At 69.6% G+C, this 26,196-nt stretch carries 27 protein-coding genes; 15 read left to right on the top strand and 12 right to left on the bottom strand.

What is annotated here, in order from left to right; genetic code table 11:
* Positions 1–41: 41 nt before the first annotated feature.
* Positions 42–1,226: an RNA-guided endonuclease InsQ/TnpB family protein gene (locus tag ACIBQX_RS15815; RefSeq protein WP_397004877.1), complete on the bottom strand. Its 1,185-nt coding sequence runs from the start codon at positions 1,224–1,226 to the stop codon at positions 42–44.
* 245 nt (positions 1,227–1,471) lie between these two features.
* On the opposite strand from ACIBQX_RS15815, the gene ACIBQX_RS15810 reads away from it, so the two are divergent.
* From ACIBQX_RS15810 to ACIBQX_RS15795, 4 genes are all read left to right on the top strand, one after another.
* Positions 1,472–2,749, top strand: coding sequence for a penicillin-binding transpeptidase domain-containing protein (locus tag ACIBQX_RS15810; protein WP_397004875.1), 1,278 nt, complete (start codon positions 1,472–1,474; stop codon positions 2,747–2,749).
* A gap of 111 nt (positions 2,750–2,860) precedes the next feature.
* A complete protein-coding gene (locus ACIBQX_RS15805; protein WP_397004873.1) occupies positions 2,861–3,103 on the top strand; it encodes a hypothetical protein in 243 nt (80 codons plus the stop codon).
* Positions 3,103–3,510, top strand: coding sequence for a hypothetical protein (locus tag ACIBQX_RS15800; protein ID WP_397004871.1), 408 nt, complete (start codon positions 3,103–3,105; stop codon positions 3,508–3,510). Before ACIBQX_RS15805 ends, ACIBQX_RS15800 begins: the two co-directional genes overlap by 1 nt.
* Before the next feature lie 268 nt (positions 3,511–3,778).
* Positions 3,779–4,219 (top strand): YybH family protein, encoded by a 441-nt coding sequence (locus ACIBQX_RS15795; protein ID WP_397004869.1) that lies wholly within the window; start codon positions 3,779–3,781, stop codon positions 4,217–4,219.
* Between the two features lie 182 nt (positions 4,220–4,401).
* On the opposite strand, the gene ACIBQX_RS15790 is transcribed toward ACIBQX_RS15795, so the two are convergent.
* Complete coding sequence (locus ACIBQX_RS15790) at positions 4,402–5,031, bottom strand: LUD domain-containing protein (protein WP_397004867.1); 630 nt, start codon at positions 5,029–5,031, stop codon at positions 4,402–4,404.
* A gap of 157 nt (positions 5,032–5,188) precedes the next feature.
* On the opposite strand from ACIBQX_RS15790, the gene sigJ reads away from it, so the two are divergent.
* On the top strand, positions 5,189–6,127 hold the full coding sequence (gene sigJ / locus ACIBQX_RS15785; protein WP_397004865.1) for an RNA polymerase sigma factor SigJ: 939 nt from the start codon (positions 5,189–5,191) through the stop codon (positions 6,125–6,127).
* A gap of 497 nt (positions 6,128–6,624) precedes the next feature.
* Here sigJ and ACIBQX_RS15780 read toward each other — a convergent pair whose 3' ends face one another.
* Positions 6,625–7,854 carry an NADH:flavin oxidoreductase/NADH oxidase family protein gene (locus tag ACIBQX_RS15780; protein ID WP_397004863.1) on the bottom strand — a complete coding sequence of 410 codons (1,230 nt, stop codon included), beginning with the start codon at positions 7,852–7,854 and terminating at the stop codon, positions 6,625–6,627.
* A 26-nt stretch (positions 7,855–7,880) separates the two neighbouring features.
* Complete coding sequence (locus ACIBQX_RS15775) at positions 7,881–8,699, bottom strand: SDR family NAD(P)-dependent oxidoreductase (protein ID WP_397004861.1); 819 nt, start codon at positions 8,697–8,699, stop codon at positions 7,881–7,883.
* Between the two features lie 154 nt (positions 8,700–8,853).
* On the opposite strand from ACIBQX_RS15775, the gene ACIBQX_RS15770 reads away from it, so the two are divergent.
* The 6 genes from ACIBQX_RS15770 (at position 8,854) to ACIBQX_RS15745 (ending at position 12,426) form a co-directional block, all read left to right on the top strand.
* Positions 8,854–8,997 (top strand): hypothetical protein, encoded by a 144-nt coding sequence (locus ACIBQX_RS15770; protein ID WP_397004859.1) that lies wholly within the window; start codon positions 8,854–8,856, stop codon positions 8,995–8,997.
* On the top strand, positions 8,981–9,283 hold the full coding sequence (locus tag ACIBQX_RS15765; RefSeq protein ID WP_397004857.1) for a MarR family winged helix-turn-helix transcriptional regulator: 303 nt from the start codon (positions 8,981–8,983) through the stop codon (positions 9,281–9,283). The genes ACIBQX_RS15770 and ACIBQX_RS15765 overlap by 17 nt, the downstream gene beginning before the upstream one ends.
* Before the next feature lie 220 nt (positions 9,284–9,503).
* Positions 9,504–9,734, top strand: a complete 231-nt coding sequence (locus ACIBQX_RS15760; RefSeq protein WP_397004855.1) for a putative leader peptide — start codon at positions 9,504–9,506, stop codon at positions 9,732–9,734.
* Between the two features lie 96 nt (positions 9,735–9,830).
* Positions 9,831–11,123 carry a dicarboxylate/amino acid:cation symporter gene (locus ACIBQX_RS15755; RefSeq protein ID WP_397004853.1) on the top strand — a complete coding sequence of 431 codons (1,293 nt, stop codon included), beginning with the start codon at positions 9,831–9,833 and terminating at the stop codon, positions 11,121–11,123.
* A gap of 341 nt (positions 11,124–11,464) precedes the next feature.
* A complete protein-coding gene (locus ACIBQX_RS15750; RefSeq protein ID WP_397004851.1) occupies positions 11,465–11,785 on the top strand; it encodes a hypothetical protein in 321 nt (106 codons plus the stop codon).
* Between the two features lie 140 nt (positions 11,786–11,925).
* Positions 11,926–12,426, top strand: coding sequence for a MarR family winged helix-turn-helix transcriptional regulator (locus ACIBQX_RS15745; protein WP_397004849.1), 501 nt, complete (start codon positions 11,926–11,928; stop codon positions 12,424–12,426).
* A 22-nt stretch (positions 12,427–12,448) separates the two neighbouring features.
* On the opposite strand, the gene ACIBQX_RS15740 is transcribed toward ACIBQX_RS15745, so the two are convergent.
* Positions 12,449–13,663 carry an amidohydrolase family protein gene (locus tag ACIBQX_RS15740; RefSeq protein ID WP_397004847.1) on the bottom strand — a complete coding sequence of 405 codons (1,215 nt, stop codon included), beginning with the start codon at positions 13,661–13,663 and terminating at the stop codon, positions 12,449–12,451.
* Positions 13,664–13,825: 162 nt separating this feature from the next.
* Here ACIBQX_RS15740 and ACIBQX_RS15735 point away from each other — a divergent pair, with 162 nt between their 5' ends.
* On the top strand, positions 13,826–14,362 hold the full coding sequence (locus tag ACIBQX_RS15735; protein ID WP_397004845.1) for a GtrA family protein: 537 nt from the start codon (positions 13,826–13,828) through the stop codon (positions 14,360–14,362).
* Positions 14,363–14,387: 25 nt separating this feature from the next.
* Here ACIBQX_RS15735 and ACIBQX_RS15730 read toward each other — a convergent pair whose 3' ends face one another.
* A complete protein-coding gene (locus ACIBQX_RS15730; protein WP_397004843.1) occupies positions 14,388–16,250 on the bottom strand; it encodes an ABC transporter ATP-binding protein in 1,863 nt (620 codons plus the stop codon).
* A gap of 200 nt (positions 16,251–16,450) precedes the next feature.
* On the opposite strand from ACIBQX_RS15730, the gene ACIBQX_RS15725 reads away from it, so the two are divergent.
* The 3 genes from ACIBQX_RS15725 (at position 16,451) to ACIBQX_RS15715 (ending at position 19,510) form a co-directional block, all read left to right on the top strand.
* Positions 16,451–17,710: an ABC transporter substrate-binding protein gene (locus ACIBQX_RS15725; RefSeq protein ID WP_397005437.1), complete on the top strand. Its 1,260-nt coding sequence runs from the start codon at positions 16,451–16,453 to the stop codon at positions 17,708–17,710.
* A 64-nt stretch (positions 17,711–17,774) separates the two neighbouring features.
* Entirely contained in the window at positions 17,775–18,656 is an 882-nt protein-coding gene (locus tag ACIBQX_RS15720; RefSeq protein ID WP_397004841.1) for a carbohydrate ABC transporter permease, read from the top strand.
* Positions 18,653–19,510, top strand: a complete 858-nt coding sequence (locus ACIBQX_RS15715; RefSeq protein ID WP_397004839.1) for a carbohydrate ABC transporter permease — start codon at positions 18,653–18,655, stop codon at positions 19,508–19,510. Before ACIBQX_RS15720 ends, ACIBQX_RS15715 begins: the two co-directional genes overlap by 4 nt.
* Here the strand turns inward: ACIBQX_RS15715 and ACIBQX_RS15710 are convergent.
* Genes ACIBQX_RS15710 through ACIBQX_RS15685 form a run of 6 tightly spaced genes read right to left on the bottom strand, consistent with a single transcriptional unit; the run spans position 19,473 to position 26,187 of the window.
* The gene (locus ACIBQX_RS15710) at positions 19,473–20,516 is read right to left on the bottom strand and encodes a 2-hydroxyacid dehydrogenase (protein ID WP_397004837.1); all 1,044 of its coding nucleotides are present in this window, start codon (positions 20,514–20,516) and stop codon (positions 19,473–19,475) included. The genes ACIBQX_RS15715 and ACIBQX_RS15710 overlap by 38 nt on opposite strands.
* The gene (locus tag ACIBQX_RS15705) at positions 20,513–21,127 is read right to left on the bottom strand and encodes a histidine phosphatase family protein (RefSeq protein ID WP_397004835.1); all 615 of its coding nucleotides are present in this window, start codon (positions 21,125–21,127) and stop codon (positions 20,513–20,515) included. The genes ACIBQX_RS15710 and ACIBQX_RS15705 overlap by 4 nt, the downstream gene beginning before the upstream one ends.
* Positions 21,124–22,668, bottom strand: coding sequence for an FGGY-family carbohydrate kinase (locus ACIBQX_RS15700; protein ID WP_397004833.1), 1,545 nt, complete (start codon positions 22,666–22,668; stop codon positions 21,124–21,126). Before ACIBQX_RS15700 ends, ACIBQX_RS15705 begins: the two co-directional genes overlap by 4 nt.
* On the bottom strand, positions 22,665–24,152 hold the full coding sequence (locus ACIBQX_RS15695; RefSeq protein WP_397004831.1) for an FGGY family carbohydrate kinase: 1,488 nt from the start codon (positions 24,150–24,152) through the stop codon (positions 22,665–22,667). Before ACIBQX_RS15695 ends, ACIBQX_RS15700 begins: the two co-directional genes overlap by 4 nt.
* Entirely contained in the window at positions 24,152–25,387 is a 1,236-nt protein-coding gene (locus tag ACIBQX_RS15690) for a sugar ABC transporter permease (protein WP_397004829.1), read from the bottom strand. The genes ACIBQX_RS15695 and ACIBQX_RS15690 overlap by 1 nt, the downstream gene beginning before the upstream one ends.
* On the bottom strand, positions 25,384–26,187 hold the full coding sequence (locus ACIBQX_RS15685; protein ID WP_397004827.1) for an ATP-binding cassette domain-containing protein: 804 nt from the start codon (positions 26,185–26,187) through the stop codon (positions 25,384–25,386). Before ACIBQX_RS15685 ends, ACIBQX_RS15690 begins: the two co-directional genes overlap by 4 nt.
* Positions 26,188–26,196: the final 9 nt, after the last annotated feature.

Raw genomic sequence — 26,196 nt, 5'->3', positions numbered from 1 at the left:
GACCCGTGACTCCTCCGCTCCCTGAAGAGAGCGGCTTCTCGCTAAGCCGCTTGCGCAGCCTGGCGAAGGGCAAGCCCTGCCCTCAAGATGTTGACCGCCGCGTTCACGTCGGCGTGCGCGGTATGCCCGCACGCCGTACAGGCGAACTCGGCCTGAGTGAGGCGGTTCTCCGCAGCACGATGCCCGCAGTGGGCGCACGTGCGGGAGGTGTGGGCGGGGTTCACCGCGATCAGCTTGCGACCGGCGCTTTCAGCCTTGTGCGACAGGATCGTCAGGAACACCCCCCAGCCCGCGTCCAGGATGCTCCGGTTCAAGCCGGACTTCTGCGCGACGTTGCGGCCGGGCTGCTCGACCGTGCCGGACGCCGAGCGGGTCATGTTGGTGATCCGCAGGTCCTCGTGCGCGATCACGTCGTAGGCGCGGATCAGCGCGAGTGCGGCCTTGTGCGCGCCGTCGAGGCGCTGCCTGCGCACCTTGGCGTGCAGCGCGGCGACCTGTGCCACCTGCTTGCGGCGGCGCTGGGACCCGCGTTTCTTGCGGGCCAGGTCGCGCTGGGCGGTCGCGAGGCGGCCGGCGGTGGCCGCGAGGTGACGCGGGTTGGCCACCTGGCCGCCGTCGGAGGTGGTGACGAGCGAGGCCACGCCCAGGTCGATGCCTGCCATCGCACCCGTGGCGGGCAGCGGCTCTGCGGGCACCTTGTCACACGACAGCACCACGTACCAGCGGGAGCCTTCCCGTTTGACGCTGATCGTCTTGACCCGGCCCCGGACCGGGCGGTGCCGGTGCACCCGGACATGTCCGATGCCCTGGAGCCGCACGTAGGTCGCGGTGGGGTGCTGCGGCTGGGAGTCCCACCGGCAGCCGTCGCCGTCCTTCGGCCAGGCCACCGTGTCGAATCGGCCACGTCCTTTGAACCGCGGGAAACCGGGGGTGCGTCCAGTCTTCACGCGCTCGAAGAAGGCGCGGAACGCTTTGTCGAGCCGGCGCAGGGTGGTCTGCTGGGAGGAGAACGACCACCGGCCCTGCCCGCCCGCGTCGTCGGCGCGGATGTGCTTCAACTCGGCCGACTGGTCGCCGTAGCGGACGCTCACTCCCGCCTTGGCGTAGGCGGTGCGGCGGTGCTCCAAGGCGGCGTTATAGAGCTGCCGGTGGTCTTCCACGCACGCCGCCAGCGCCGCCGCCTGCCGGGCGGTGGGGCGCAGCAGGAACTTCCACGACCTGCGCACACTCACCTCCCATCACGTTCGGTAACGACACCACCACGATAGCGGCCGGCGCCGACAAAACCTGGAAGGACATCCATGATGCGCGAACCTGACAGGTCAGGGTACGCCCAGGCCTTGGCGCCACTCCCGCTCCCGATTCTCCCGTCGCCTCAAGACGACGGTCCCCTCGGGAGGAGCTGATGGCCGGGCCCAGAGCGAGACGGATCAACATCCCACTGCGCCGCGTAGCGAGAACGTGCGCGGGGATGCTGTTCGCGCTGCTGGCGCACCTCACCCTGGTCCAGGCGTTCGGGTCGAGAGACCTCAACGCCGACCCGCGCAACGAGCGCACCCTCATCGCCAGGTTCGGCCAGCCGCGCGGCGCCATCGTCACCTACGACGGCGCCGCCGTCGCCGTCAGCCGCGAGACCGGCGGCGGACCGTACCGCTATCGACGCTTCTATCCGCACGGCGAGATGTACGCCCCCATCACCGGGCATGTGTCCCCGCGCGGCGCCGGCGGCATCGAGCGGGCCCGGGAGGCGGTGTTGTCGGGCGACGACACCCGGGTGAAGCTGCAGTCGCTGTTCAGGGAGGGCACCGCGCAGGGCGCCGACATCCGGCTCACCGTCAGGCAGCGCGTCCAGTGGGCGGCCTACCGCAGCCTCAAGGCCACCGGCCGCCCCGGCGCCGCCGTCGCCCTCAACCCGGCCACCGGCGCCATCCTCGCCCTGGCCACCTACCCGTCCTACGACCCGAACGCCTACGCCACCTTCGACCCCGCCGCCCTGGCCGAGACGGACGCCCGGCTGCGCCACCACCCGGCCGAGCCGCTGCTGAACCGGGCCCTCGACCGCACCTATCCACCGGGCGCCGCGTCCAGGCTCATCACCGCGGCCACCGCCCTCACCACCGGCGGCCACATCCCGTCCACCCACCTGAACCCGCACTGCGGGATGGATCGTCCGACGCTGTCCCAGGCCTTCCGGCACTCCTGCGACACGGCCCTGGCCGACCTCGGGCTGTCCCTCGGCCGGGACGCCCTGCGGGACCAGGCGGAGGCGTTCGGCTTCAACACCGCGCTGACGGTCCCGCTGCCGGTGGCGGCCAGCACCTATCCGTCGTCGTCCCTGGACCGGCCGGGCACCGCCCTGGCCGCCCCCGGCACCTCGGGTGTCCGGGTCACCCCGCTCATGGTCGCGATGCTCGCGGCGACCGTGGCCAACGACGGCACGCTGATGCGCCCGTACCTGGTGGAACAGGCGCGTCTGCCCGGCGGCTCCACCATCGACAGAGCAGGCCCGTCCCCCTACCGCACGGCCATGAGCCCCGCCATGGCCGGCCAACTGACCACCATGATGACCACCCGCCCCCGACCGCACAGCCGCGAAACGGCGGTGGCGCTGGCCTCCATAGGATCGCCCACCGTCTTCACCGCCTTCGCCCCCGCCCGAGCCCCCGAGGTGGCCGTGGCCGTAGTCCTCGACCGCCCCGGCCCCACAGCCGCCATCGCCCGCGCCATCCTCCAGGCCGCCCTGGCCTGACCCCGTCGCCCTTTCGCCTGGTGGAGGAGTTGAACGCACGAAACTCACATAACGATCAATTCGACAATGGCTCTTGTCGCGTTAGACAAGAGGTATAGTCTGCCGCGTGTGGTGGAACGAGACGATCACGCGGCCATCCGCGACCGCATCGCCATGCTCTCGCGCCGGCGGGGACTGCGCTGCGACTGGTCCGAGACGACCAGGCGACAACGTTTCCTGCTTCTGTGGGACGCCGAGGGTCGCGTCGCTGCCCGGGCGATCGTCCCGTTGTATCCTGCCGAGACGCCGATGCTGGTGGACTTACTCGAACGGGGGCTCGCGCACCTGTTCGGGGCTGACTGGCTGGAGGACTGATGGCCGCGAACACCGTTGATGTCCGCGTCACCATGGCCGGCAAGCTATGGCTGGCTCATATAGATGGTGCCGCCGGAGGAATATCCGCTCACTCGCTGAAGGAACTGTACGGCGATATAGCCGAAGCGTTGCCCTTCCTGTTCCCTGACCGAGACCAGCCCCCCACACCCGTCTACCACTACTCCTTGGACGGCCTGTCACCAAACGATCTCGACAACTTCGCCGAGCTTCAGCGCCGGGCCGCTGCGATCGCCGATGACTACACGCGCACCCTGAAAGAGCGTGTCGCACAACTGCACCGGCAAGGCCTGTCCGACGGTGACATCGGACAACTGCTCGGTCTCACGAAACAGCGGATCCAGCAGGTTCGCCCCAAAACGGGCCGCGAAGCTCGGCAGAGTGCCTGACCGGGCGAGGTCAGGGGGCCAGGGGGAGCAGGCCGACCAGCAATTCGACGAGGTCCTCGGCGGTGGCGTGCCATTTGTCCCAGACCAGGTGGCCGCCTGAGGGTCTGCGCGGCGGGCGAGCACCGTAGAAAGCTGAGCTGACTGTTTCCCGATCATGGCGGAGTTCATGGGCCGCCGAGGCGCGGTTGCGGCCTGACATTCCAGGGTGCTGTGTCGTCGAACTGGTGACATGCCAAGATTCCGCACCGATGGGAAGTGATGGGGAGCGATGTCTGCGCACCGCGAGGTAGACGAAGCCAAGATCAGGCAGCAGATCGAGAAGATCGTCGAAGGAATCTGCGCCAAGGACCTCGAGGGCCTGAGGCGGCTTTACGCGACAGACGTCGTCTCCTTCGACGTCGAGCCGCCGCTGCAGCACGTAGGGATAGCGGCGAAGCTGAAGAACTGGACGAAGGTGTTCACGCTCTTCGAGGATGTGCATTATGAGTTTCGCGACCTGACACTCACCGTGGGCGATGACGTGGCATTCGGCCACGGTTTCGGTCGGCTCAGCGGCACGCTGAAGAACGGGGCGGCGACGAGTGGCATGTGGGTCCGGGCCACGTTCTGCTTCCGGAAGACCGACGACCATTGGCTGATCGCGCACGACCAGGTCTCTGTGCCGTTCGACATCGCAAGCGGCAAGGGCGTGGCCGACCTCGTGCCCTGACGAGTCGCGGCGGCGCGGGCGTGGCCGCGGACCCGGAGTGCCCGGCGCCGGTGTGGCGCCGGGCACTCTCCGGGGTTACGCGACGTGTCACATGCCCGCCGTGACCTGCGGCGACGGCTCTCTTGTGCGGGCCGTCGCGCAAGGAGCGCGGTGCCGACGTGTTGGGTCCCCAAGCTCGTGGTTCAGAATCCGATGGTTTCGCGGAGCAGCAGGACGGTGCCGCGCCCGGGCTGGGGTTCTGCGTTGAGGATGAGAAGGCGGTTGAGGGCGCTGGGCTTGCCGTAGACCTTCATGGCGCGGTCGTTCTCCAGCGGGAGGCAGTGCTCCTCGATGCGGCGCAGCGCGGTGGGCAGGTCGGGCACCACCTTCTGCGCCCCGACGATCCAGATCGCGTGGGCGGCGGCGCCCGCGTAGCCGGGCAACTGGCTTCCGCTGGCCGAGGCGACCACCAGGGAGCCGGTTTCGGTGACCGCGGCGACACTGCCCACGATGACGTCGGGGGTGGCCATCAGCCGCCAGATCTCGCGCAGTTGGGTGGTGCGGTCCATGGCCAGGCCGCGTGGCTTGACGGCGTCGTAGCGCCCGCTGGTGGTGATGTCCTCCTCGATGCCGGACAGGCGGAGGGTCTCGCTGGCCCCGGTGAACACGCTGGCGCCCTCCGGAATCAGCTCTTTGATGCGGGTATGCGCGGCGGCGACGTCGTCGAGGATCTCCACGGTGAAACCATGATCCGTCAGCGCGGCGGCCGCCCGCTCCAGGCGCTGTGCGGATGCTGGGTCGGCGAACGATGACATCGGCATTGAGGTGGTCATGATGTCGCTGAGTTTCCTGTCCGCTGGATGATGTGCTGTTTCGGCAGTACGACGACACAGCCCCCCGGAATGTCAGGCGACGCGCCGACCTCACAGGTCGGCGCGCTATTTCGTCGAACAGGTGAGGGCAGATGCGACCAAGGGAGCCGCCGACACCATGACCACCCCATCCGAGGCAGGACACGGTCGGCCCGATCCCGGCCTGAGGGCGATCACGGGCGAGCGGCGTCAGCTGATCAATCTCGCCTACCGGCTCCTGGGTTCCCTGGCCGATGCCGAGGATGTCGTACAGGAGACCTACGCCCGCTGGTACGCCATGTCCCGGCAGCAGCAGGACGCCATCGAGTCCCCCGGCGCCTGGCTGACGAGGGTCGCCGGCCGCATCTGCCTGGACGTGCTCGGCTCGGCGCGCGCGAGGCGGGAGCGGTATGTGGGCGAGTGGATCCCCGAGCCGCTGTCCGAGCGTACGGAGTGGATCGGCGGGCGGCCGGGCGGTGCGACCGTCGACCCGGCCGATTGGGTCACTCTGGATGAGTCGGTCAACATGGCCTTCCTGGTCGTGCTCGAATCGATGACCCCGGCCGAACGCGTCGCGTTCATCCTGCACGATGTCTTCTGCCACTCCTTCGCCGAAGTGGCCGAGATCGTCGGCCGGACTCCGGCGGCATGCCGCCAGCTGGCCTCCTCGGCTCGCCGCCGCCTTCGCGACTCGCGGGGCCCCGCGAGTCCGACAGCCCAGCAGGCCGGCATCGTCAGGGACTTCAAGCAGGCATGGGAGGCCAAGGACATCGACGCCCTGATCGGCCTGCTCGACCCCGACGCCACGGCGATCGCCGACGGCGGCGGCCTCGCCATCACCTTCCTGCGTCCCATCGAAGGCGCCGAGCAGATCGCGCACGCCTGGGTCGAGATCGCCGACCGGAGGCCCGGCAGCATGACGCTCGTGGAGCGTACGGTCAACGGTCAGCCTGGTCTGGTGGCTCAGCAAGACGGCGTCACCGTGACGGTGTTCGCGTTCGAGGTCGCGGGCGACCGGATCAAGCACATCTGGGTGGTACGCAACCCTGAGAAACTCCGTCGTTGGACGAGCCTGTAGTTCCGTGATCTATGTCGCATCTTTGTGCCGAACTTCACGTGTTCTCCCTGCATCGAACACTGCACATCCGCTGAGTGTGGGTGACGACCAGATAAGGGAAACGATGGACATGCGTAAGGTTCTCGCCACTGCCGCCACCGCCACCGTTGCCGGCATCGGGCCGCCGCAGCGGGTAAGAACGGCGCGTCCCCTCTGCTGCAGCAGGCTGCGGGCACGGTGGGGAGAAGCTCTTGGTTCGATGCTCTGGACCACCACAATCGGCCCGGATCCACCGCCGACGGCTACATCACGCGCCATGACCTGAGGCAACAAATGGACCTCTACTGCGGCTGATCCTCAGCCTGCCGATGCCCGAAGGCCCGGCAGGGCTTTCGGGCACAACCGCCCGACGAAGTTCGTCCTGACCTGGAAAGTTCCGACGACTCCGAGTTCACCACGACCTACGGGGAGTGGCAGGAGACCGGCGAAATCGCCAGGCCGTGGGGAGTCGTCCTTCGTCAGCCGGTCGTGCGCCACTTCAGATAGCCGCGTCGCCGCCGGGCGCGGATGAGCCGGTCGAGGAGGAGCGCGATGGACGGCGGATAGGGGGTCCGGGCCGGCTTGCCCGCGCCGAGGCGGGCGAGCCGTCGCGACGTAGCGGCCTGGACGGCCGCGGCGGCGAAGGCTTTGTGCCGGATGCGGGTGCGGGGCGGGTGGGCCTGGGCGTCGGTCCCGGCGAGCCACCGCTCGGGCAGGTCGGGAGCGACGGCCAGCGCTGTGGCCATGCCGGCGACGGCAACGCCGGAGTCGATCACCTGCTGGGCGACCGCGCGTCGCCGGATTCCGCCGGTCAGCAGCAGCGGCAGTGGCGAGGAGGCGACGAGCCGCTCGGCGAGCTCCAGGAAGTACGCCTCTCGTGCCAGGGTGCGCCCGTCTGCGGGGAAGCCCGCGGTGACCAGGCTCTCGATGCTGCCGCCGGACAATTCGACCAGGTCAGCCCCGGCATCGGCGAGCATCTTGATCACGTCTCGGGCGTCGTCGGTGTCGAATCCACCGCGTTGGAAGTCCGCGGAGTTCAGCTTCACCGCGACCGCGAAACCCGTGCCGACGCGCCGGCGTACCGCGCCCACGACATCGAGCAGCATCCGGGCGCGGTTGGGCAGGCTGCCGCCCCAACTGTCGGTACGCCGATTCACCAGCGGGGACAGGAACTGGGACAGCAGGTAGCCGTGTGCGGCGTGGATCTCGACCCCGTCGAACCCGCTCCGCTGCGCCAGCCGCGCCGTCACCGCGAAACGTGCCACCGTCTCCTCGATCTCCAGGGCGGTCATCGGCCGTGGCGTTGAATACATGCCGGAGAGTCCGCCGAGGTCGATCGGGACCGCGGACGGGGCCCAGGTGATGTCGGCGAGGTCCTTCGGGATGACCCGCCCGGGGTGGTTGATCTGCATCCAGATCTGTCCGCCTGCCGACTGCCCGGCGGCCGCCCAGCGGCGAAACGGTTCGAGAGGCGTGTCCTGCTCCAGCACGACGTCTCCGGGGTGCGCGACCGCCCGGCGATCGATCATGACGTGCCCGCTGATCAGAAGCCCGGCACCGCCTGCGGCCAGTCGCCGATAGAGCGTGACGAGTTCGTCGCCAGGAAGCTGGCCAGGCGCGGCGAGCAGCTCCTCCATCGCGGCCTTCGCGATCCGGTTCTTCAGCGGGGCGCCGTTGCGCAGGTGCAGCGGCTCATTCAGCGCGGTCATCCGCTCTTTTCTGACAGGTCCTGGTGTCATGACGTGGCCGGGTCGAGATCGCTGACGTCCTGGAATCCGGCCTTGCGGTTGAGGCCGCCGGTGATCCGGGCGACCGTGGCCCGTGGCAGCAGGCGCGCCGCCCAGGTCCCGGCGCGATTGAAGGCGCGACCGGGATAGGAGGCGGACCGGCCGCGTGCGAAGTCGTCGAGCGTGTTCGCCGCGACGCTTTCCGGGGTGTCCGCCTTCGGGTCCATGGAGGCGGTCGTACGGCTGAAGAATCCGGTGTCGGTGGCCCCGGGATGTGCCGCCATCACGCGGAGGCCGGTGCCTCGGAGTTCCTCGGCGAGCGCCTCGGTGTACGAGAGCACGAAAGCTTTGGTGGCGGCATAACTCGCCTGATAGGGCATGGGCTGGAAGGCGGCCGTGGAGGCGACGTTGATGATGCCGCCGCGACCGCGTTCGAGCATGTCGGCGCCCAGAAGGTGGACCAGGCCCATCAGCGCGGTGATGTTCACCTCGACCGACTGCACATTGGGTTCGAGAGGGCGGCTCAGGAAGGGGCCGACCGATCCCATCCCGGCATTGTTGACCAGGAGGTCCACGGCCAGGCCGAGACGCCTGATCTCGTCGGCCACCGCCTGCGGGGAGTGCCGATCCGAGAGGTCTGCGGCGATCACGTCGACCCTGACGTGGTGCGTGGCCTGGAGCTGCTCGGCAAGGCCACGGAGCGCATCGGCCGAGCGGGCGACGAGGACGAGGTTCGCACCTCGGCGGGCGAGCTCACGCGCGTACGCCTCGCCCAGTCCTTTCGAGGCCCCGGTGACCAGGGCTGTGGTGTTCGAGTAGTCGTGCATGGGCGATCGCTTCCTGTCGACCTCGGAATTGGCTTCGCGGGTGCCTCGGGCGGACGGGGCGCGGTGACGGCCCCGGCGAAGATCGCACTTTTACTTCGAGACTCGAATCAACGTAACACTTCGAGTCTCGAAGTACAAAGGCTAGGATGAGGCCATGACCCGAAGCGTCCTTGAAGCGGTAGTGGTGGCGAATCACGAGATGTTCATGCTGACCAGCGACCGGATCGACGCCGTAGTGGCCGAACAGGGTCTGACGCAGGCGACCCGCCCAGGCCCTCTGGATGATCGATCCGGATGAGGCGCCGCCGTCGATGAAGGCGATGGCCGATCGACTGTTCTGCAATGCGCCCAACCTCAGCTTCGTCACCAACCAGCTCGTCGATCGGGGCTACGTCGAGCGGTCCGTCGATCCCGCCGACCGCCGGTCACGCGTGCTGACCCTGACGGAGAGCGGGCGGCGCGCGCGGGAGACGGTGATCACGGCGACACTGGCGTTGAGCCCGTTCGCTCGGTTGAGTCCCGGAGAGCTCCTTCAGCTGATGAAACTTCTGGAGAAGGCACTCGAACCCGCGGGAGATCACTAGGCGGCGAGCGGGCCGGTTGTCGCTGTCGCGGCAGAAGGAGCGCGAACAGTGCGCCTGTCGATCACGACATGCGCCCAGGTCATGCCTCTGTGGGAAGCCGGCTTCGGTGAGGTCGGCGTCATGATGGCCGCCAGGGTCGATCCGCCGTACGTGCCCTGGGTCGGAGTCGTTCAGTCATTAACCTATTAAATAGGTAGGTCTTGACTGATTCTGGTCCGCTGTGTTGAGCTGGGATGCGCTGACGAACATCGGAAGAGCCTCGGCTCATGCCGGCCATAGGGCAATTTCGATCGGAAAAGCAGTGACATGTGACCTAGATCACTCGCGCAGTGGGAATTTCGCCCCTTTCATACGACTTAGTGACCATGTGAGGTTCACCGTCCTGTCTGTGTGGCTTGTTGAGCGGCTGCACATCGATCTCTGTCGTCTGACCGGCTCCGTCTGCCACTGATCGCGCTCCGGACGTAGCGCTCGATCCCTCGCCCCCTGACTCACCCCTCTTCGCATGCCCTCTGCCGGCATGCCGTTTTTCGGAGCCTTCCTCATCGTGAAGAGATTCTCTTTCTCCCTGCAGTTGCTGCTGGGCCTGGTCGTGGGAGCCGCCCTCGGCTTCGCCGCCCGTATCTGGGACCTCGCCTGGCTGGCCACCACCCTCACCGAAGTCGGCGCGATCTTCGTCCAGCTGCTCAAGCTGGCAGTGGCGCCACTGGTGTTCACCGCCGTTCTGGTCAGCGTCGCGAACCTTCGCAACGTCGACGGCGCGGCCAGACTGGCGGGCAAGACGCTGTTCTGGTTCCTCGCCACCGCGCTGATCGCCGTCATCGTCGGCATCGGCCTCGGCCTGATCATCAATCCCGGCCAGGGCGTCACCCTGAGCACAGCGGGCGCGAAGGCGCCCGAGAACGTCGGATCCTGGGTCGACTTCCTCACCGGCATCATCCCGACGAACATCGTCACGGCGTTCACCGAGCTCAATGTCCTCCAGATCGTCTTCCTGGGGATAGTCCTCGGCGCGGCGGCCCTCGCGCTGGGCGAGAAGGCCGAGCCGTTCGTCACCTTCAACCGCTCGGTCCTCGAACTGGTCCAGAAGGCGCTGTGGTGGGTCATCCGCCTGGCCCCCATCGGGACCGCCGGCCTGATCGGCAAGTCGGTCGCCACGTACGGGTGGGACCTGCTCGCGCCGCTGGCCAAGTTCAGCCTCGGCGTCTACGTCGGCTGCTTCATCGTCCTGCTGGTCGTCTACCCGGCGCTGCTCTCACTGGTCGGCAAGGTCAACCCGATCACGTTCTTCCGTAACGCGTGGCCCGCGATCGAGCTGGCCTTCGTCTCCCGCTCCTCGGTCGGCACGCTGCCGCTGACGCAGAAGGTCACGATCGAGCGGCTGGGAGTCGACCGCGACTACGCCTCCTTCGCCGTGCCGTTCGGTGCGACCACCAAGATGGACGGCTGCGCCTCGATCTATCCGGCGCTGGCGGCGATCTTCGTGGCGCAGGTGTTCGACATTCCGCTGGGCGTCGGCGAGTACCTGCTCATCGCGTTCGTCTCCGTGATCGGCTCGGCCGCGACAGCCGGTCTGACCGGCGCGATCGTCATGCTCACGCTGACGCTGAGCACGCTGGGCCTGCCGCTCGAGGGCGTCGGCCTGCTGCTGGCCATCGACCCGATCCTCGACATGATCCGCACCGCGACCAACGTCGCGGGACAGATGGTGGTGCCGGTCCTCGTCGCCCGCGGCGAGGGGCGTCTCGACGAGGCGGTGCTCAACGCGCCGCCGCAGCCGCTCGACGAGGCTCCGGTGGTGAACGCGCCGCGCCCTTCCGGCGAGCCGGCGATCGCCTGACCTGCGCACCCGGATGAGTGGACGGGGCGGCCCGCGAGGGGGCCGCCCCCAGGGCTCCGGCGAAGTCAGTTGATCAGGTGAGGCCGAGTAGGGCCAGTGGGCGGGTGGCGTCTCGGGAGAGGTGCTTCTCAGGTTCCTGGCCTGGCGTTTGATCTGCATGGCCTGGAGCGCGTGCGGGAAGAGCAGGCCGGTTTTGACGGTGAGTACCATCAACGTGCGGCGCTCTTCGCGGCCGTGCCCGCGATCGCGTCGGCGGTGGGGGCGCGTCCGTCCAGGTCAAGGCCTGCCAGCAGCGGCTGGAATCGGGTTCGGCAGCGGCTACCGGTGCCGCCGCCGGCATCATGGCGCTCGGCCTCGCCGCGGGGGCCGCCCCCGCCCAAGCCGCCACGACCACGGCGAGTCTGGCCTGTGACTACCTCAAAGCCGTCACTACGAACTTCAGGGTGATCGACAACGCGGCAATGGGTGGCGTCAGGGACGGCCGGGTGAGCAAGGCCGACTTGCGGGCCGTCGCAGCAGGTAAGACCCATGCGGAAAACGTGGGTGAAGATTATTGGTTCGCCTTCATAGACTCCTTCAATCAGCCCAACAAGCGCACCGATGGATTCATCTCTCCGGCGGACCTGAGGGACCATATGCGCATCACCTATAAGTGCGGGTAGTCCGCACCATGGCGGAGGCAGCGTAGGGCCGGCGGCCCTTGCTCACCCGCCAGTGAATGGATTCGCCTGATTCTCAGCCTGCCAGTGCCGGAATCGCGCGAGATAATCAAGGGCCTGATAGTCCGAGCTAAAATCAGTAGGTGAGCAACGAGCCCAAGGACGCCATCGATCTCGTCCTCGAGCAGTGGCGGCGGGAGCGGCCCGATCTCGATCTGTCGGCGATGGGGGTGTTCGCGCGCATCGCGCGGCTGACGCGGCTGGTCGAGGCGGCCGTGGAGGAGGTTTTCGTACGGCACGGTCTGCGGCAGGGCGAGTTCGACGTGCTGGCCGCGCTGCGCCGGTCGGGTTCGCCGTACACCATGATCCCGTCAGAGCTGTCGGCGGTGCTGATGATGTCGCGGGCCGGGATGACGAACCGGCTTGATCGGCTGGAGGCGGCCGGGCTGATCGAGCGGAGCCTGGATCCGGCAGACCGCCGCAGCTTCCATGTCGTTCTCACCGACAAGGGACGTGAAGTGATCGACGCGGCGCTCACCGAGCACGCGGCCAATCTCGCCAGGCTCGCCGCCGGGTTGACGCCCGAGGATGCCGCGACGCTCACCCGGATCGTGCGTGGCCTTCTGGACGGCCGGCCTTCCTGACAAGGGCGAGGCCGGCCACCGGTCAGCGGCTCTGGCGGACGCCGCGCCGCCAGACGTCGGTGATGGCGCGGGTGGCGGTGATGGCGCGGGTCGGATCGCCGTCCACCAGAACGAGATCGGCGCGCAGCCCGGGTGCGATCCGGCCGCGGTCGGTCAGCTTGAAGTGGCGGGCGGGCACGCTGGTGGCCGTGGCGAGCGCCTCCTCAGCGCTCAGCCCGGCCTCGGTGAGCAGCAGAAGCTCGCGGTGCATGGCGGCGCCGTGCAGTGGAGCCCAGAAGTTGGCGTCGGTGCCGGCCAGGAGCGGCACCCCTGCCCGGTGCAGCGTCAGGGCCGCGTACAGGGCGTTCACGACGCCCTGCGGGTGGACGGGCACGGCCGAATGGTCTCGGTCGAGCGCGACCATGGCCCGCTCCGGCAGCCAGGCCGCGATGCGCTCGTCCCGGAGGAGCTCCGCGCCCGCGGGGTCCTGGTTGATCGTCTCGATGTAGGTCAGGGTGCTGACCACGAACACGCCTTGGGAGGCGGCCCGCGCCGCCAGCTCGGCCACGGTGGGGTCCTCGGGAACGGTGTCGTGAAAGACGTGGGCCAGCCCGTCGATGCCCGCGTTCAGCGCGATCGTGGCATCGCCCGCCGTCGCCACATGGGCGATGGTCGTCAACCCCGCCGCGTGGCCGGCCTCGACCAGAGCCGCGACGACGTCAGGGCTGAGCACCGGCAGGTCCAGTCCGGCCGTCTCGCCGTTGTCGATCACGATCTTCAGGTAGTCGATGCCCTCGGCCAGCCGCGCCGCCACGAACGCCTTGGCCTGGTCCGCCTCCGCGATGGTGGCGAAGGGCCCGACCGCGTCGCCCAGCCACTCCAGCGCACCTGACTCGGCGGTCATGATCTGGCTCGGGTGGCCGTGCGGGGCGGTGGCCAGGATGCCCGAACTGCGCAGGTCGGCCACGTCATCATGGTCGGCGGCCAGCCGGCGCTGCCTGGCCAGGTTGCCCGGCAGGCAGAACATGTCGAGCTCGGTGGTCACGCCGAAGGTCAGCGCCTGGGCGAGCATGCCGTCGGAGACGTGGGTGTGCGCGTCGATCAGACCAGGGAACACGGTCTTGCCCGAGCCGTCGATGTCCACGTCCACAGGTTGCCCGTCGGGCTCGGCGATCTGGTCGTCGACGATCAGGAGATCCGCCCGAGGCACGGTGCGCTCGCCGTCGAAGACCCGAACATCACGGATCAAGGTACGCATGCTGTGCTCCTTCGCCACTGAACAAGTTCCAGGAAGAATAGTACGACAGCTAACTATATACTGTCGAACCAACCTGCACCTGATCGTTGGGTCAAAGCAAGCCAGGTCCGTGAATCTTGCGATCAGGGGGTCCGGCTGGTGAGAAGATCGGGGGTGCTCCGAATGGCCGACGCAGTACTCGCGAGATTGCCGGGACCGCTGCGCGCACTTGCGCTGAAGCACCGTGAATGGCTGAAGTTCGCGGTGGTGGGCGGCACAGCGTTCCTCGTGGACAACACGGTGTTCTATGGGCTGAAGCTCACCATTCTGGAGCCGAAGCCGGTGACCGCGAAGGTCATCGCCGTGCTCGTGGCGACGATCGTGTCCTACGTGTTGAATCGCGAATGGTCGTTCCGGACCAGGGGCGGCCGTGAGCGCCGTCACGAGGCGGCGCTGTTCTTCCTGGTCAGTGGCGTCGGTCTGGTGCTCAGCTCCGCGCCGCTATGGATCTCCCGGTACGCATTCCGCCTGGAGGTCCCGGACGTGAGCCTGGTGACCCAGGAGATCGCCGACTTCGTGAGCGCGCAGGTCATCGGCACGCTGATCGCCATGGTCTTCCGCTTCTGGGCGTTCCGGAAGTGGGTCTTCCCCGAGGAGAAGACCCAGTCCGGCAGCGTGCTGCTGGCTTCCGCTCCCGATTCCACGGACGAGGCGGCTTGACGGCAGCGGAAGCCGGCCCACGCCGCTATCGGTAGGCCGAGGCTTGGAGGGTGTAGAGCTCGGCGTAGAGGCCGTTGAGGGCCATCAGGGTCGCGTGGTCGCCCTGTTCGGTGACCTTGCCGTGGTCCAGGACGTAGATGCGGTCGGCGTAGCGGACGCTGGCCAGGCGGTGGGTGATCAGCAGCACGGTGCGGCCGTCGGAGTGGCCGCGGATGCGCTCGAACAGGGCGTGCTCGGCGCGGGCGTCGAGGGCGGCCGTGGGCTCGTCGCAGATCAGCAGGCGGGCGTCGCGGTGGAAGCCGCGGGCGACCGCGACGCGCTGCCACTGGCCGCCGGACAGCTCGTGGCCGTCCTTGAAGCGCCGGTCCAGCAGGGTGCGGTAGCCGTTCGGCAGGTCGGCGATCACCTCGTCGGCGCCCGCGACGGCCGCCGCGGCGTGCAAAGCCTCCTCGCCCTTCCCGGTGCCCATCGTGATGTTGTAGCGGGCGGTGAGCGGCCAGCGGGTGTGGTCCTGGGCGATGACGGCCGTGCGCAGGCGCAGCTCCTCGGGGCTGACCTCACGCAGGTCGAGGTCGTCCCAGTGGACGCTGCCCGTGTCGGGTTCGTACAGGCCGGACAGGATCTTGGCGAGGGTGGTCTTGCCGGAGCCGTTCTCGCCCACGAAGGCGATCACTTCGCCCTGCTTGATCTCGACGGACACGCCGTGCAGCGCGGGCTCGTCGGAGCCTGGGTAAGTGAAGGTGACGTCCTTGGCGCTGATCCGCTCGAACCCGTCGAGGGTGGCGGTCCGCCGCCGGTCCGGCAGCCGGCGCTCGGCGTCGGCGCAGAACTCCAGGAAGTCGGTGAAGTAGAGGCCGTCCTCGTAGAGCCGGTTGGTGGCGTACATGAGGTTGGCCAGTGAGGTCTGGCCGGATCTGATGGCCAGCACGGCGGTGCCCGCCACGGCGAGCGGGATCGCGGCGAGGGCGAGCAGCACGCCGAGCGCGACGTAGACCAGGGCGCTGCCGAGGCCGCCCAGCGCCTCGCCGACGAGCCTGGCCACGGTCTGCCGCCTGGCCAGGCGGAGCATCACGTCCTGCTCGGCCTTGGCCACCGCGTCGTACATGCGCAGCAGGAAGCGCCGCATGGTGAACGAGCGGACCTCGGCCGCCGGATCGCGGTCGGCGAGCAGCTGGGAGATGATCCACTTGCGCCGCATGGCGGGGATCAGCGAGAACATGGTCGTGTAGCGCATCCGGGCGCTGCGCACCGCCGCCCAGGCGTCCGGCAGCACGGCCAGCAACAGGAGCGGCAGCAGGATCGGGTGGAGCACGCTGAGCACGCCGGCGACGGCCGCGATGCCGACGGCGGCCGTCACCACGTCGATGGCCGTGGTCACGACCGAGTCGACCGTGGCCACGCCGCGCGACCGGGCTCGTTCGAGAGCGTCGTGAAACTCCGGGTCGTCGAAGGCGGCCAGCTCGACGCGGCTGGTCAGGCCGTAGAGCCGCTCCTCGGCCTGGCGGCTGATCTGCGGATCGAGGCGGGACTGCGCCCAGCCCGCGCCCGCCTGGACCACGGTGCGCAGCGCCGCCGCGGTGACCACCAGGGCCAGGCTGGGCAGCGCGGCGATCACCCGGTCGGGGGTGGGCCCCTCGCTGAACAGGGCGTTGAGCACGCCCGTGGTCGCCAGGAGCCCGAAGGCGGTGAAGAGGCCGCCCAGCAGGTTGAGGGCGATGGTCGCGACGGTGTCGCGGGGGCTGGCGCGCCAGGCCATGCTCATCGCCTGGCGGACGAGGGACGGGAGGCGCTTGGCGATGGTGAGAAAACCGATCTCGGCCATCGTGTCGTTGTGCGCGTGCCAGTCGGACAGGGATATCTCGCCCAATTCGAGGGGCTCATCGGCCATACGAAGAGTGTGGACTCGGGCACCGACAGTTTCCTATGGGCGTCGCGTATGCGGACCTGTTACCCATACCTGCTTGACGGGTCCGACTGGAAAGTGGGTTGATGGCCCTACTGACAACGTTGTCAAGTCACCAACTCGGGGGTTTGGGAAGGGATGGTGTGCGCATGAGACGACGGTGGATGACAGCCGCCGCGATCACTATGGCAAGCGTGCTGAGCTTGTCCGCCTGTGGCGGTGGTGGTGATCCCGCGGCGCAACCCAGCGCCGGCGCCGGCGGAGACAAGCAGCAGGTCGAGGTCTTCTCCTGGTGGACCGGGCCGGGCGAGGCCGACGGTCTGCAGGCCATGCGGAAGATCTTCGAGCAGCAGAACCCGACGCTCACGTTCTTCGACGCCGCCGTCGCCGGTGGCTCGGGTGACAAGGCCAAGGCGCTGCTGCAGTCGAAGCTGCAGGCCGACACGCCGCCCGACACGTTCCAGGGCCACGCCGGAGCCGAGCTGCAGGGCTACATCAAGGCCGGCGACCTGGAAGAGCTCAACTTCCTGTACGACGAGCTGAAGCTGCGCGAGGCCTTCCCGGAGCAACTCGTCGAGCAGATCAGCGTCGACGGCAAGATCTACTCCGTGCCGGTGAACATCCACAGGTCGAACGTCCTGTGGTTCAACCCGTCGGTCCTCAAGGAGGCGGGCGTCGCCGGAGCGCCCAAGTCGATCGACGAGTTCGTCGCCGCCCTGGAGAAGGTCAAGGCCACGGGCAAGATCCCGCTGTCCATCGGCTCGGAGTGGACCGTCACCCACCTGCTGGAGAGCGTGCTGCTCGGCTCGCTCGGCACGGAGGGCTACAACGCCCTGTTCAAGCCGGGTGCGGACTGGAACGGCGCCGCGGTCACCAAGGCGCTGGAGAGCTTCAAGACGATCATGTCGTACGCGGGCGACCCGCAGGACGACTGGCAGCCCGCGGCCAAGCAGGTGGCCGACGGCGAGGCCGCGTTCAACATCATGGGCGACTGGGCGTACGGCTACTTCCACAACCCGCCGGAAGGCGGGCTGGGCAAGGCGTCGAAGACCGACTTCGACTGGGCTCCCTCACCTGGCACCGAGGGCTCGTACCTGTGGCTGTCGGACAGCTTCACCCTGCCCAAGGGCGCGAAGAACCGTGACGGGGCCGTCGCCTGGCTGAAGGTCGCGGCGAGCAAGGAGGGGCAGGACGCCTTCAATCCCCTGAAGGGCTCCATCCCCGCCCGTAAGGACGCCGACCAGTCCCTGTACACCGACTACCTGGCCGACGCGCTGAAGGACTGGTCGGGCAACGAGCTGGCCGGCTCCGTCCAGCACGGCGTCGCGGTGAACCAGCCGTGGCTGGCCGCGATCAACGAGGCGGTCGGGCTGTTCATCGGCACGAAGGACGTGCCCGCGCTGCAGAAGGCCCTGGCCGACGCCGCGACGGCGAACGCCCAGTAGCCGACGGGTACGGCAGGCGTTCCGCGCGCCTGCCGTACCCCTTTTTCGTGAAAGGGAGTGTTTCGTGAGGCGGGCACGCACCTGGCTCCCAGGGCTGCTCCTCGTCGCGCCGTCGATCGTGGCGATCGGCGTGTTCGTGTACGGCATGCTGGGGTGGAACTTCCAGCTGGCCATGACGGACAAGCACGACGAGGTGTCCGAGGGAAACTTCGTCGGGCTGCAGAACTTCATCGACATCTGGGACCAGCCGAGATGGCATCTCTCGGTCAACCACGCCATCGTCTTCACGATCGTGTTCGTGGTCGGCGCGCTGGTGCTGGGCTGGCTGCTGGCGTTCCTGATGGAGAAGGGGATCTGGGGCGAGGGCACGTTCCGGGCGATCTACCTGTTCCCGATGGCCGTGTCGTTCGTCGCCACCGGCATCGTGTGGCGGTGGCTGATGAACTCCGGGATGGAGGAGCGGGCGGTCGGGCTCAACCGGCTGTTCGACGCGATCGGGTTGCCGCAGTGGCAGTGGTTCCGGGATCCGGACTGGGGGATGGCCGCGATGGCGCTCCCCGCCGTCTGGCAGATGTCCGGATATGTCATGGCTTTGTTCTTGGCCGGTTTCCGGGGCGTCCCCGAGGAGCTGCGCGAGGCGGCGCGGGTCGACGGCTGCACCGAGTGGGGCGTCTACCGGCATGTCGTGCTGCCGCTGCTGCGCCCGGTCACCCTCTCGGCGCTGATCATCCTGGGGCACATCTCGCTCAAGGTGTTCGACCTGATCGTCGCCGTCTCCGGCAAGCAGATCATCACCGACGTGCCGGCGGTGTTCATGTGGGTGGCGGTCTTCGACTCCCACGACCCGGCCAAGGGCGCCACCATCGCGTCGTACATCGTGCTCAGCGTGGCCGTGTTCGTGATCCCGTACCTGATCTGGTCCGTGCGTAAGGAGAGGCGTCAATGACGGCGGTGGCAGGGCGCAAGCCCGCCTTCACCTGGGTGCGGCTCGCGGTGCTGATCGCCTTCGTGGTGATCTTCCTCATCCCGATCTACGTCCTGCTGGTCACCAGCTTCAAGCCGCTGACCGAGGCGGACCCCAGCCAGGCGTGGAGCCTGCCGCAGATTTGGACGTTCGAGGCGTGGGGGGTGGCGTGGGAGAAGCTCGCCCCCGGCATGTGGAACAGCGTCCTGCTGGCGGTGCCCGGCTCGCTGCTGTCGTGCGCGTTCGGCTCGATGAACGGCTACGTGCTGTCGAAATGGCGGTTTCCGGGCGCCGACCTGGTGTTCACGCTGTTCCTGTTCGGCATGTTCATCCCCTACCAGGGGGTCATGATCCCGCTGGTGCAGCTCCTGGTGGGGCTGAACGAGGCCACCGGGCTGCAGGGCGTCTTCTACGGCGGCCTGCCCGGACTGATCCTGGCGCACGTCGTCTACGGCATCCCGATCTGCACGCTGATCTTCCGCAACTACTACGTCACCATCCCCGACGAGCTCATCGAGGCGTCCCGGGTGGACGGGGCGGGCATGTTGCGGACGTACTGGTCGGTGGTGTTGCCGGTGTCCGCGCCCGCCATCGCGGTCGTCATCATCTGGCAGTTCACCTCGCTCTGGAACGACTTCCTGTTCGCCGTCTTCCTCACCGGCCCGCAGAGCTGGCCCGCCACGGTGATGCTGAACAACATCGCCGGGGCCCAGGCCACGCCCTACAGCCAGCAGATGGCGGCGGCGATCCTGTCCTCGATCCCGACCATGCTCATCTACGTCCTGCTGGGCCGCTTCTTCATGCGCGGCCTGATGGCTGGTGCGCTGAAAGGCTGACCGCCGGGTTCGCGCAGTGCAGCAGCGGCTCGCCGCGGACATACCGCGCCACGTCGGCGGCCACGATCGTGGCCGCCTTCGCGGCCGTCTCCTTGCTCGCGCCCGCCAGGTGCGGGGTCATCACCAGATTCGGTACGGCCAGCAGCCGCGAATCCGCAGGGATCGGCTCCTCCGGGAAGACGTCCATCGCGGCGCCGAACAGGTGGCCGGAGTCCAGTGCGTCACACAGGGCGTCGTAGTCCAGCAGCGCGCCCCTGGCGCAGTTGACCAGGACGGATCCGGAAGGCATCGCGGCGATCTGCGCGGCGCCGATCATGCCGATGGTCTCGGGCGTGGCGCGGGCGTGCAGCGAGACGAACCGGGAGCGGTGCAGCAACTCGTCCAGCTCGACCCGGCCGGGCACGTCCACGTACGGGTCGTGGACCAGCACCTCCGCGCCGAACCCCGCCAGCATGCGGGCCACCCGCCGGCCGATCGCGCCGTAGCCGACCAGCCCGACCGTGCTGCCCTCCAGCTCGGGGCCCACGTTGTCATAGCTGTAGTAGTCGCCCCGCCACACGCCGCCGGCCAGGTCGGCGTGGGTCTGCGGGATGCGGCGGGTGGCGGCGAGCAGCATGGCCAGCGTGTGCTCCGCCGTGGCCACCGCGTTGCGGCCGGGGGCGAACGTGACCGCCACCCCCGCCTCGGTGGCCGCCGCAAGATTGGCGTTGACCGGGCCGCCCCGGCTGACGCAGAAAAGCCTGAGGTCCGGGCTGGCCTTCAGCACCCGGCTGGTCAGCGGGGCCATCTGGGTCACGCACACCTCGACGCCGCGCAGCGCCTCGATCAGCTCGTCCTCCACGTCGGACGCCTCTTCGACCTCGCCCACCCGGCCGAACGGCACCATCGGCCACGGCAGCGTGAGCTCGCTGGTCTCCACCTCACCGGGAACCTCCCGCCTGAGCGCGTCGACGAGCAGGCGGTTCTGCACGAAATGGTCACCTGCGGCAAGAACTCGGGTGGTCAACGAACGGCTCCAATCGGGGAGTTGTACTGCAGCATCGCGGCCCGGTCGCCGCGCAGGCGCAGCTCGGTGATCGCGCAGTTGTCCAGCCGGGGGAACAGCCGCCGGTACTCGCCCAGCGGCACCCCGATCAGACCGCACAGCGCGATCCTGATGGCGGTGGTGTGCGCGACCACCAGCACCCGCTCGCCGGAGCCGGTGGCGATGATGTCGCGCAAGGCCGCCACGAACCGGTCCGCCGCCAGGGCCGGGTCCTCGCCGCCGGGCAGCGGATTGGCGCCGGGGTCGGCCTCGAAGGCGGCGCGGGCTTCGGGGAAGCGCTCGCGCATCTCGGCGGCGGTGAGCCCCTCGCCCTTGCCGAAGTCCACCTCCCGCAGCCGCACGTCCACCGCGAGCTTGACGCCCGCGGCCTCCGCGCTGGCGGCGGCGGTGATCCGGGAACGGCTCAGCGTGGACGCCCACACGCCGGACAGGCCCGCCGTGGCGGCCCAGGCGGCGAGCCGCTCGGCCTGCTCATGCCCGCGCGGGGTCAGCTCGATGTCGCTGACCCCGGCGTAGCGGTTCTCGGCGTGCCAGACGGTCTCGCCGTGGCGTACCAGCACCAGGTTGGTCATCGTGCGGTCCTCTCGCGGGCATGGGCGGCGGCTGCCGCCGGCAGCCAGCCACGATCTTCGAGTTCGGCCACGAAGCGCAGGTAGGGCTCGCGGAGGTCGGCCCCGGAGGGGTCGATGACCGCGAGCGTGCGAACCATCCCACCGTCGCCCGCCATGGTCCTGGTCCCTGTGGTGCCGGTGGTCGTGCTCGCGGCGAGCAGCGCCATGCCCAGGGCGGGCTCGGCGTTCTCCCGCAGCGTCACAGGGCGGCCGAGCACGTCCGCCCTGAGCTGGTTCCAGTACGCGCTCTTCGTCGCGCCACCGGTCAGGATGATCTCCCCGTCCACGGGTGCGCCGAGGAGGTCGAGGTAGTCGAAGCAGAGGCGCTCGACGAACGCGGCGCCGCGCAGGATCGCCACATAACGCTCGACGTCGTCGGCGGGCTCGCCGAGGGTGAACCCCTCGGCCCCGGGCGCCGCGAACGGGAACCGCTCGCCACGCGAGACCAGGGGATAGGTGATCGGCAGGGAGTCCGTGGCGCCCCTGCCGTAGCGGGTGGTGGCCTCCTGGCTGAGGGCGGCGAGGTCGCGGCCGGGGAGGTCGCGGGCCAGGACGCCGGCGCCGGTGCTCGACGCGCCGCCCGGCAGCCACGAGCCGTCGGGCGCGCGGTGGGAGTAGACGACGCCGAGCGGGTCGTGGATCAGCTCCTCGGTCACGCCCTTGAGCACCAGCGTGGTGCCGAGCACCGAGTTCCAGCTGCCCGGCCGCAGCGCGCCCGCGCCGAGCTGCGCGGCGCACCCGTCGGTGGTGCCGGCGATCACCGGCGTCCCCTCGGGCAGCCCGGTGGCCTCGGCCGCCGCCGCGCCGACCACGCCCAGCACGCTGCCCGGCCGCACGACGTCCGGCAGGATCCCGGCGGGCACGCCCAGCGCGTCCAGGACGTCGTACGGCCAGCGCTCGTCGATCAGGTCGACGCCGGTCTTCAGCGCGTTGCTCAGGTCGGTCGCCACCTCCGCCCCGACCAGCCGGCGATTGACGAAGTCACTCTGATGCGCCACCCGGACCCCGGCACGGCCGCCGCCATGCTGGGCCGGCTGTGCTCCGGCTCGGGAGCCGGGGCGCTCGTGCGCCGGCCGCGCGTCGGCGCGCAGGAGCCACAGCAGCTTGGGCAGCGCCCAGTTGGGCTGCATGCGCTGGTAGCCGAGTCGCTCCCAGACGTGCGCGCCCACGACGTTGACCCGCTCCACCTCCTCGGTGGCGCGCCGGTCGTCGTACATCAGCGCCGGGGTGAGCGGGTCGCCGTGGCCGTCGGTGAGCAGGATCGTGCCGGAGGTGGCGTCCACGGCCACCCCCGCGATCCGGCTCGCGGGCACGCCGGCCAGCGCCTCGCGGGTGGCGGCGGCCAGCTCACGCCACCACTGCTCGGGGTCCTGCTCGTGCCGGGGGCCGTCGCGGTGGCTGGCCAGGGCGCGACTCGCCGCGCCGAGCACCTGCCCGCTCCCGTCGACGGCCATCGCGCGCACGCTCTGCGTGCCGAGGTCGATGCCGATCCAGACGCTCATGTACGGCTCCGCATCTCGGCCAGCAGCGGCCAGGACCGGGAGCCGGTCTCGCGCAGCGCCAGGAAGTCCTGGTAGGCCTCGGCGTAGGGGCCGGGCCCGGGGTGGACGGTCTCACGTAGCCGTACATGATCGTCGGCAGCGGCGCGGACGCTCGCGGCGGCGCCGGTGGCGACCAGGCCGACCAGGAAGGCGCCTCTGGCGCCGACCTCGCTGTCGCCGGAGCGCAGCACCGGCAGCCCGGTGACGTCGGCGATGAGCCGGAGCCACAGCGCGCTGGCCGCGCCGCCGCCGCAGACCCGCAGCTCGCGCGGCGGCGGGCCGGAGGCGGCGAGGCAGTCCTGGATGACGAGGGTGAGCCCTTCCAGGACGGCGCGGGCGACGTGCTCGCGGCCGTGCTCGAAGGACATGCCGAGGAAGGCGCCCCTGGCGAGCGGGTCGGAGAACGGGGCCCGTTCCCCGGCGGGGGAGAAGTACGGCTGGAAGGCCAGGCCGCGCGCGCCGGGCTCGCTCTGCGCGGCCAGGACGCTCAGCTCGGCCGGGTCGGTCAGGCCGAGCAGGCGGCAGGCCCACTGGACGACCTCGGTGCCGGCGAAGGTGGGGAAGGCGCGCAGGTGGCCGCCCGGCAGCGCGATCGTGATGCCGACCGGGTCGCCGTCCAGGTCGGGCCGCTCGACCAGGCTCTCCACGCAGAGGGTGGTGCCGAGGATGGCGCACGCCTGGCCGGTGCGCACCGCGCCGGAGCCGAGCGCGGTGGCGGCGATGTCGTACGGCGCCATCACCACCGGGGTGCCTGCGGGCAGGCCGAGCAGCGTGGCCGCGTCCGGGGTCAGTCCGGCCACCCGGTGCGCGTCGTCGCGCACCTCGGGCAGCAGCCGGGCGGCCCAGTCGAGGCCGAACAGCGCCAGCAGCTCGGGGGAGTAGCGGCGGGAGCGCAGGTCCATGAAGGGGGCCGAGGCGTCGGACTCGTCGGCGGCGAGCTCGCCGGTCAGCCGGGAGAAGATCCATCCTCCGCAGGTGAGGTTGGCCGCCGAGCGCTCCAGCCGGGCCGGGTCGTGCTCCTTCAGCCAGGTCAGGATGGCGTGCGGCAGCCCGGAGGCGGCCGAGGAGCCGTTGGTCCTGAAGGCGCGCTCGGCCAGCCCGGACCGATTCCAGGCGTCGACCGTGGCCGCCGCCCTGCCGTCGTTCCACAGGATGGCCGGGCCCGTCGGCTCACCGGCGGCGTCGACCAGCCAGCAGCCGTCGCCCTGCGCGGTCACCGCGACGAAGTCGACCGAACCGTCGATCTTGCTGCGGAGCTCGGCGGCGACGCCGCGCACCGTGCGGACGACCGCGTCCCAGACCGCGCCCATGTCCTGCTCGGCCTGGCCGGGCGCGGGCCGGGACACACTGGTCCGGTGCCGGACCACGGCGGTCTCGGCGCCGGAGTCGGCATAGCCGACGGCCTTGATCACCGTGGTGCCGGCGTCGACGCAGATGGCCGCCATCAGGCCCTGCCGTGTGAGGTCCTCGACCGGCGTGAGACGGAGTCGACGACCACCGCCAGCAGCAGGACGGCCCCGGTGACCATGAACCTGATGGACGAGTCGAGGTTCAGCAGCGTCAGGCCGCTGGAGATCGACTGGATGACGATGATGCCGAGCAGCGCCCCGAACGCCGTGCCGCGCCCGCCGAACAGGCTCGTCCCGCCGATCACGGCGGCGGCGATGGCGTTGAGGTTGACGTCGCCGCCGCCGCTGCTCTGGTTGGCGGCGGCCAGCCGGGCCGCGGCCAGGATGCCGCCCACCGCCGCGAAGGTGGAGCAGAGCACGAACACGGAGGTGAAGACCGCCTTCACGTTGATGCCGGCCCGGCGGGCCGCCTCCACGTTGCCGCCGACCGCGTAGACCGATCTGCCCCACTTCGTCCGCGACAGCAGGTAGTGCATGATCAGGACGAGGGCCACGAAGAAGACGAACATCCAGCCGACGCCGCGCGTCTGGCCGAGGTACCAGACCAGGAAGGCCAGCGCCACCAGCAGCGCCGCGCTGCGCAGCACGAGCGCGGACAGGCTCATGGACGACAGTCCCGCCTTGCGGCGCTCCCTGGCGTGCAGCCATCCGCTGGCGAACAGCCCACCGGCCGCGAGCACGGCGAAGGTGTACGAGAGCCAGGCCGGCACGAAGGCGAGCTGGGCGAAGTTCACCAGGCCCGAGTCGAACGGCAGGTTGATCGAGCCCTTGGTGCCGAGCACGTAGAGCTGCAGCCCCAGGAAGCCGAGCAGCCCGGCGAGGGTGATGACGAAGCTCGGCACCCCGAACCGGTTGAACAACTGGGCGTACACCCAGCCGATCACCGCGCCCAGGACGACGGCGGCCAGGATGGCCACCCAGACGGGCAGCCCCTCGCTGACGAAGAGCACCGCCAGCGCCGCCCCCGACAGGCCGCTGACCGAGCCGACCGACAGGTCGATCTCGCCGACGAGCAGCACGCAGACGATGCCCAGCGCGATCACGCCGACGGCGGCGGACTCCAGGGTGAGGTTCACCAGGTTGGCGCTGGACAGGAAGATCGGGTTGAGGATCTGCAGCACGGTCCAGATGACGACGAGGCCGACCACGACCGGGATCACGCCGAGGTCGCCCGCGCGGGCCCGGTCGACCACGTCGGTGAGCGCGCCGCGCAGGCCCCCGCCGCCGCGCAGCCGCTCGTCCTGGCGGTCGGTGGTCATCGTGCTGTTCACGAGGGCGATCCTTCCTTCTGGTCTTTCCCCCGGCGCGCCACCCGCCGCGTCACCGCGTTGTCGGTGGCGCCGGTGATCGCGGCGATGATGTCCTCCGAGCTGACGTCCTCGACGTCGAACACCCCGTTGTTACGGCCCAGCCTGAGCACCACCACCGTGTCGGCCACGGCCTTCACGTCCACCATGTTGTGGCTGATCATGATGACGCCGTGGCCGTTCTCGCGGAGCCGCTCGATCAGGTTGAGCACCTCGGCGGTCTGGGCGACGCCCAGGGCGGCGGTGGGCTCGTCCAGAATGATGATCTTCGGGTCGCCGAGCAGCGACCGGGCGATCGCCACCGTCTGCCGCTGGCCGCCGGACAGGGCCGCCACCGGCACCCTGACGCTGGGGATCTTCGCCGAGAGCTGGCGGAGCAGCTCCCACGAACGGGTCTCCATGGCCACGTCGTTCAGCCTGAGCGGGCGGATCTCCTGGCCCAGGAACAGGTTCTGGATGACGTTGAGGTTCTCGCACAGCGCGAGGTCCTGGAAGACGGTGGCGATGCCCAGCTTGTGGGCCGCGGCCGGAGTGGGGATCTGCACCGCCTGCCCAGCGAACGTGATCGTGCCCGTGTCCGGCGGGTGCACCCCCGAAAGGATCTTCACCAGCGTGGACTTGCCCGCGCCGTTGTCGCCGACGATGGCCACGACCTGGCTCGCGGCCACGTCGAGGGAGATGTCGGTCAGTGCGGCGACCGCTCCGAAGGTCTTGCTGATCCCGCGCAGGGACAGGACGCTGTCCGTCTGCTGAGTGGGCGACACGGAACTCCC

It is taken from the genome of Nonomuraea sp. NPDC049714, assembly GCF_044465295.1.
In the GTDB taxonomy this organism is placed as follows: Bacteria; Actinomycetota; Actinomycetes; order Streptosporangiales; family Streptosporangiaceae; genus Nonomuraea.
This window is presented reverse-complemented; position numbering and strand designations above follow the sequence as displayed.

Coding starts and splice junctions, on each gene's coding strand:
- ACIBQX_RS15810 (WP_397004875.1), top strand. CDS start 1,472: ATGCTGTTCGCGCTGCTGGCGCACCTCACCCTGGTCCAGGCGTTCGGG.
- ACIBQX_RS15800 (WP_397004871.1), top strand. CDS start 3,103: ATGGCCGCGAACACCGTTGATGTCCGCGTCACCATGGCCGGCAAGCTA.
- ACIBQX_RS15795 (WP_397004869.1), top strand. CDS start 3,779: ATGTCTGCGCACCGCGAGGTAGACGAAGCCAAGATCAGGCAGCAGATC.
- ACIBQX_RS15790 (WP_397004867.1), bottom strand. CDS start 5,031: ATGACCACCTCAATGCCGATGTCATCGTTCGCCGACCCAGCATCCGCA.
- sigJ (WP_397004865.1), top strand. CDS start 5,189: ATGACCACCCCATCCGAGGCAGGACACGGTCGGCCCGATCCCGGCCTG.
- ACIBQX_RS15780 (WP_397004863.1), bottom strand. CDS start 7,854: ATGACCGCGCTGAATGAGCCGCTGCACCTGCGCAACGGCGCCCCGCTG.
- ACIBQX_RS15775 (WP_397004861.1), bottom strand. CDS start 8,699: ATGCACGACTACTCGAACACCACAGCCCTGGTCACCGGGGCCTCGAAA.
- ACIBQX_RS15770 (WP_397004859.1), top strand. CDS start 8,854: ATGACCCGAAGCGTCCTTGAAGCGGTAGTGGTGGCGAATCACGAGATG.
- ACIBQX_RS15765 (WP_397004857.1), top strand. CDS start 8,981: ATGATCGATCCGGATGAGGCGCCGCCGTCGATGAAGGCGATGGCCGAT.
- ACIBQX_RS15750 (WP_397004851.1), top strand. CDS start 11,465: ATGGCGCTCGGCCTCGCCGCGGGGGCCGCCCCCGCCCAAGCCGCCACG.
- ACIBQX_RS15740 (WP_397004847.1), bottom strand. CDS start 13,663: ATGCGTACCTTGATCCGTGATGTTCGGGTCTTCGACGGCGAGCGCACC.
- ACIBQX_RS15735 (WP_397004845.1), top strand. CDS start 13,826: ATGGCCGACGCAGTACTCGCGAGATTGCCGGGACCGCTGCGCGCACTT.
- ACIBQX_RS15730 (WP_397004843.1), bottom strand. CDS start 16,250: ATGGCCGATGAGCCCCTCGAATTGGGCGAGATATCCCTGTCCGACTGG.
- ACIBQX_RS15725 (WP_397005437.1), top strand. CDS start 16,451: ATGGCAAGCGTGCTGAGCTTGTCCGCCTGTGGCGGTGGTGGTGATCCC.
- ACIBQX_RS15715 (WP_397004839.1), top strand. CDS start 18,653: ATGACGGCGGTGGCAGGGCGCAAGCCCGCCTTCACCTGGGTGCGGCTC.
- ACIBQX_RS15705 (WP_397004835.1), bottom strand. CDS start 21,127: ATGACCAACCTGGTGCTGGTACGCCACGGCGAGACCGTCTGGCACGCC.
- ACIBQX_RS15700 (WP_397004833.1), bottom strand. CDS start 22,668: ATGAGCGTCTGGATCGGCATCGACCTCGGCACGCAGAGCGTGCGCGCG.
- ACIBQX_RS15695 (WP_397004831.1), bottom strand. CDS start 24,152: ATGGCGGCCATCTGCGTCGACGCCGGCACCACGGTGATCAAGGCCGTC.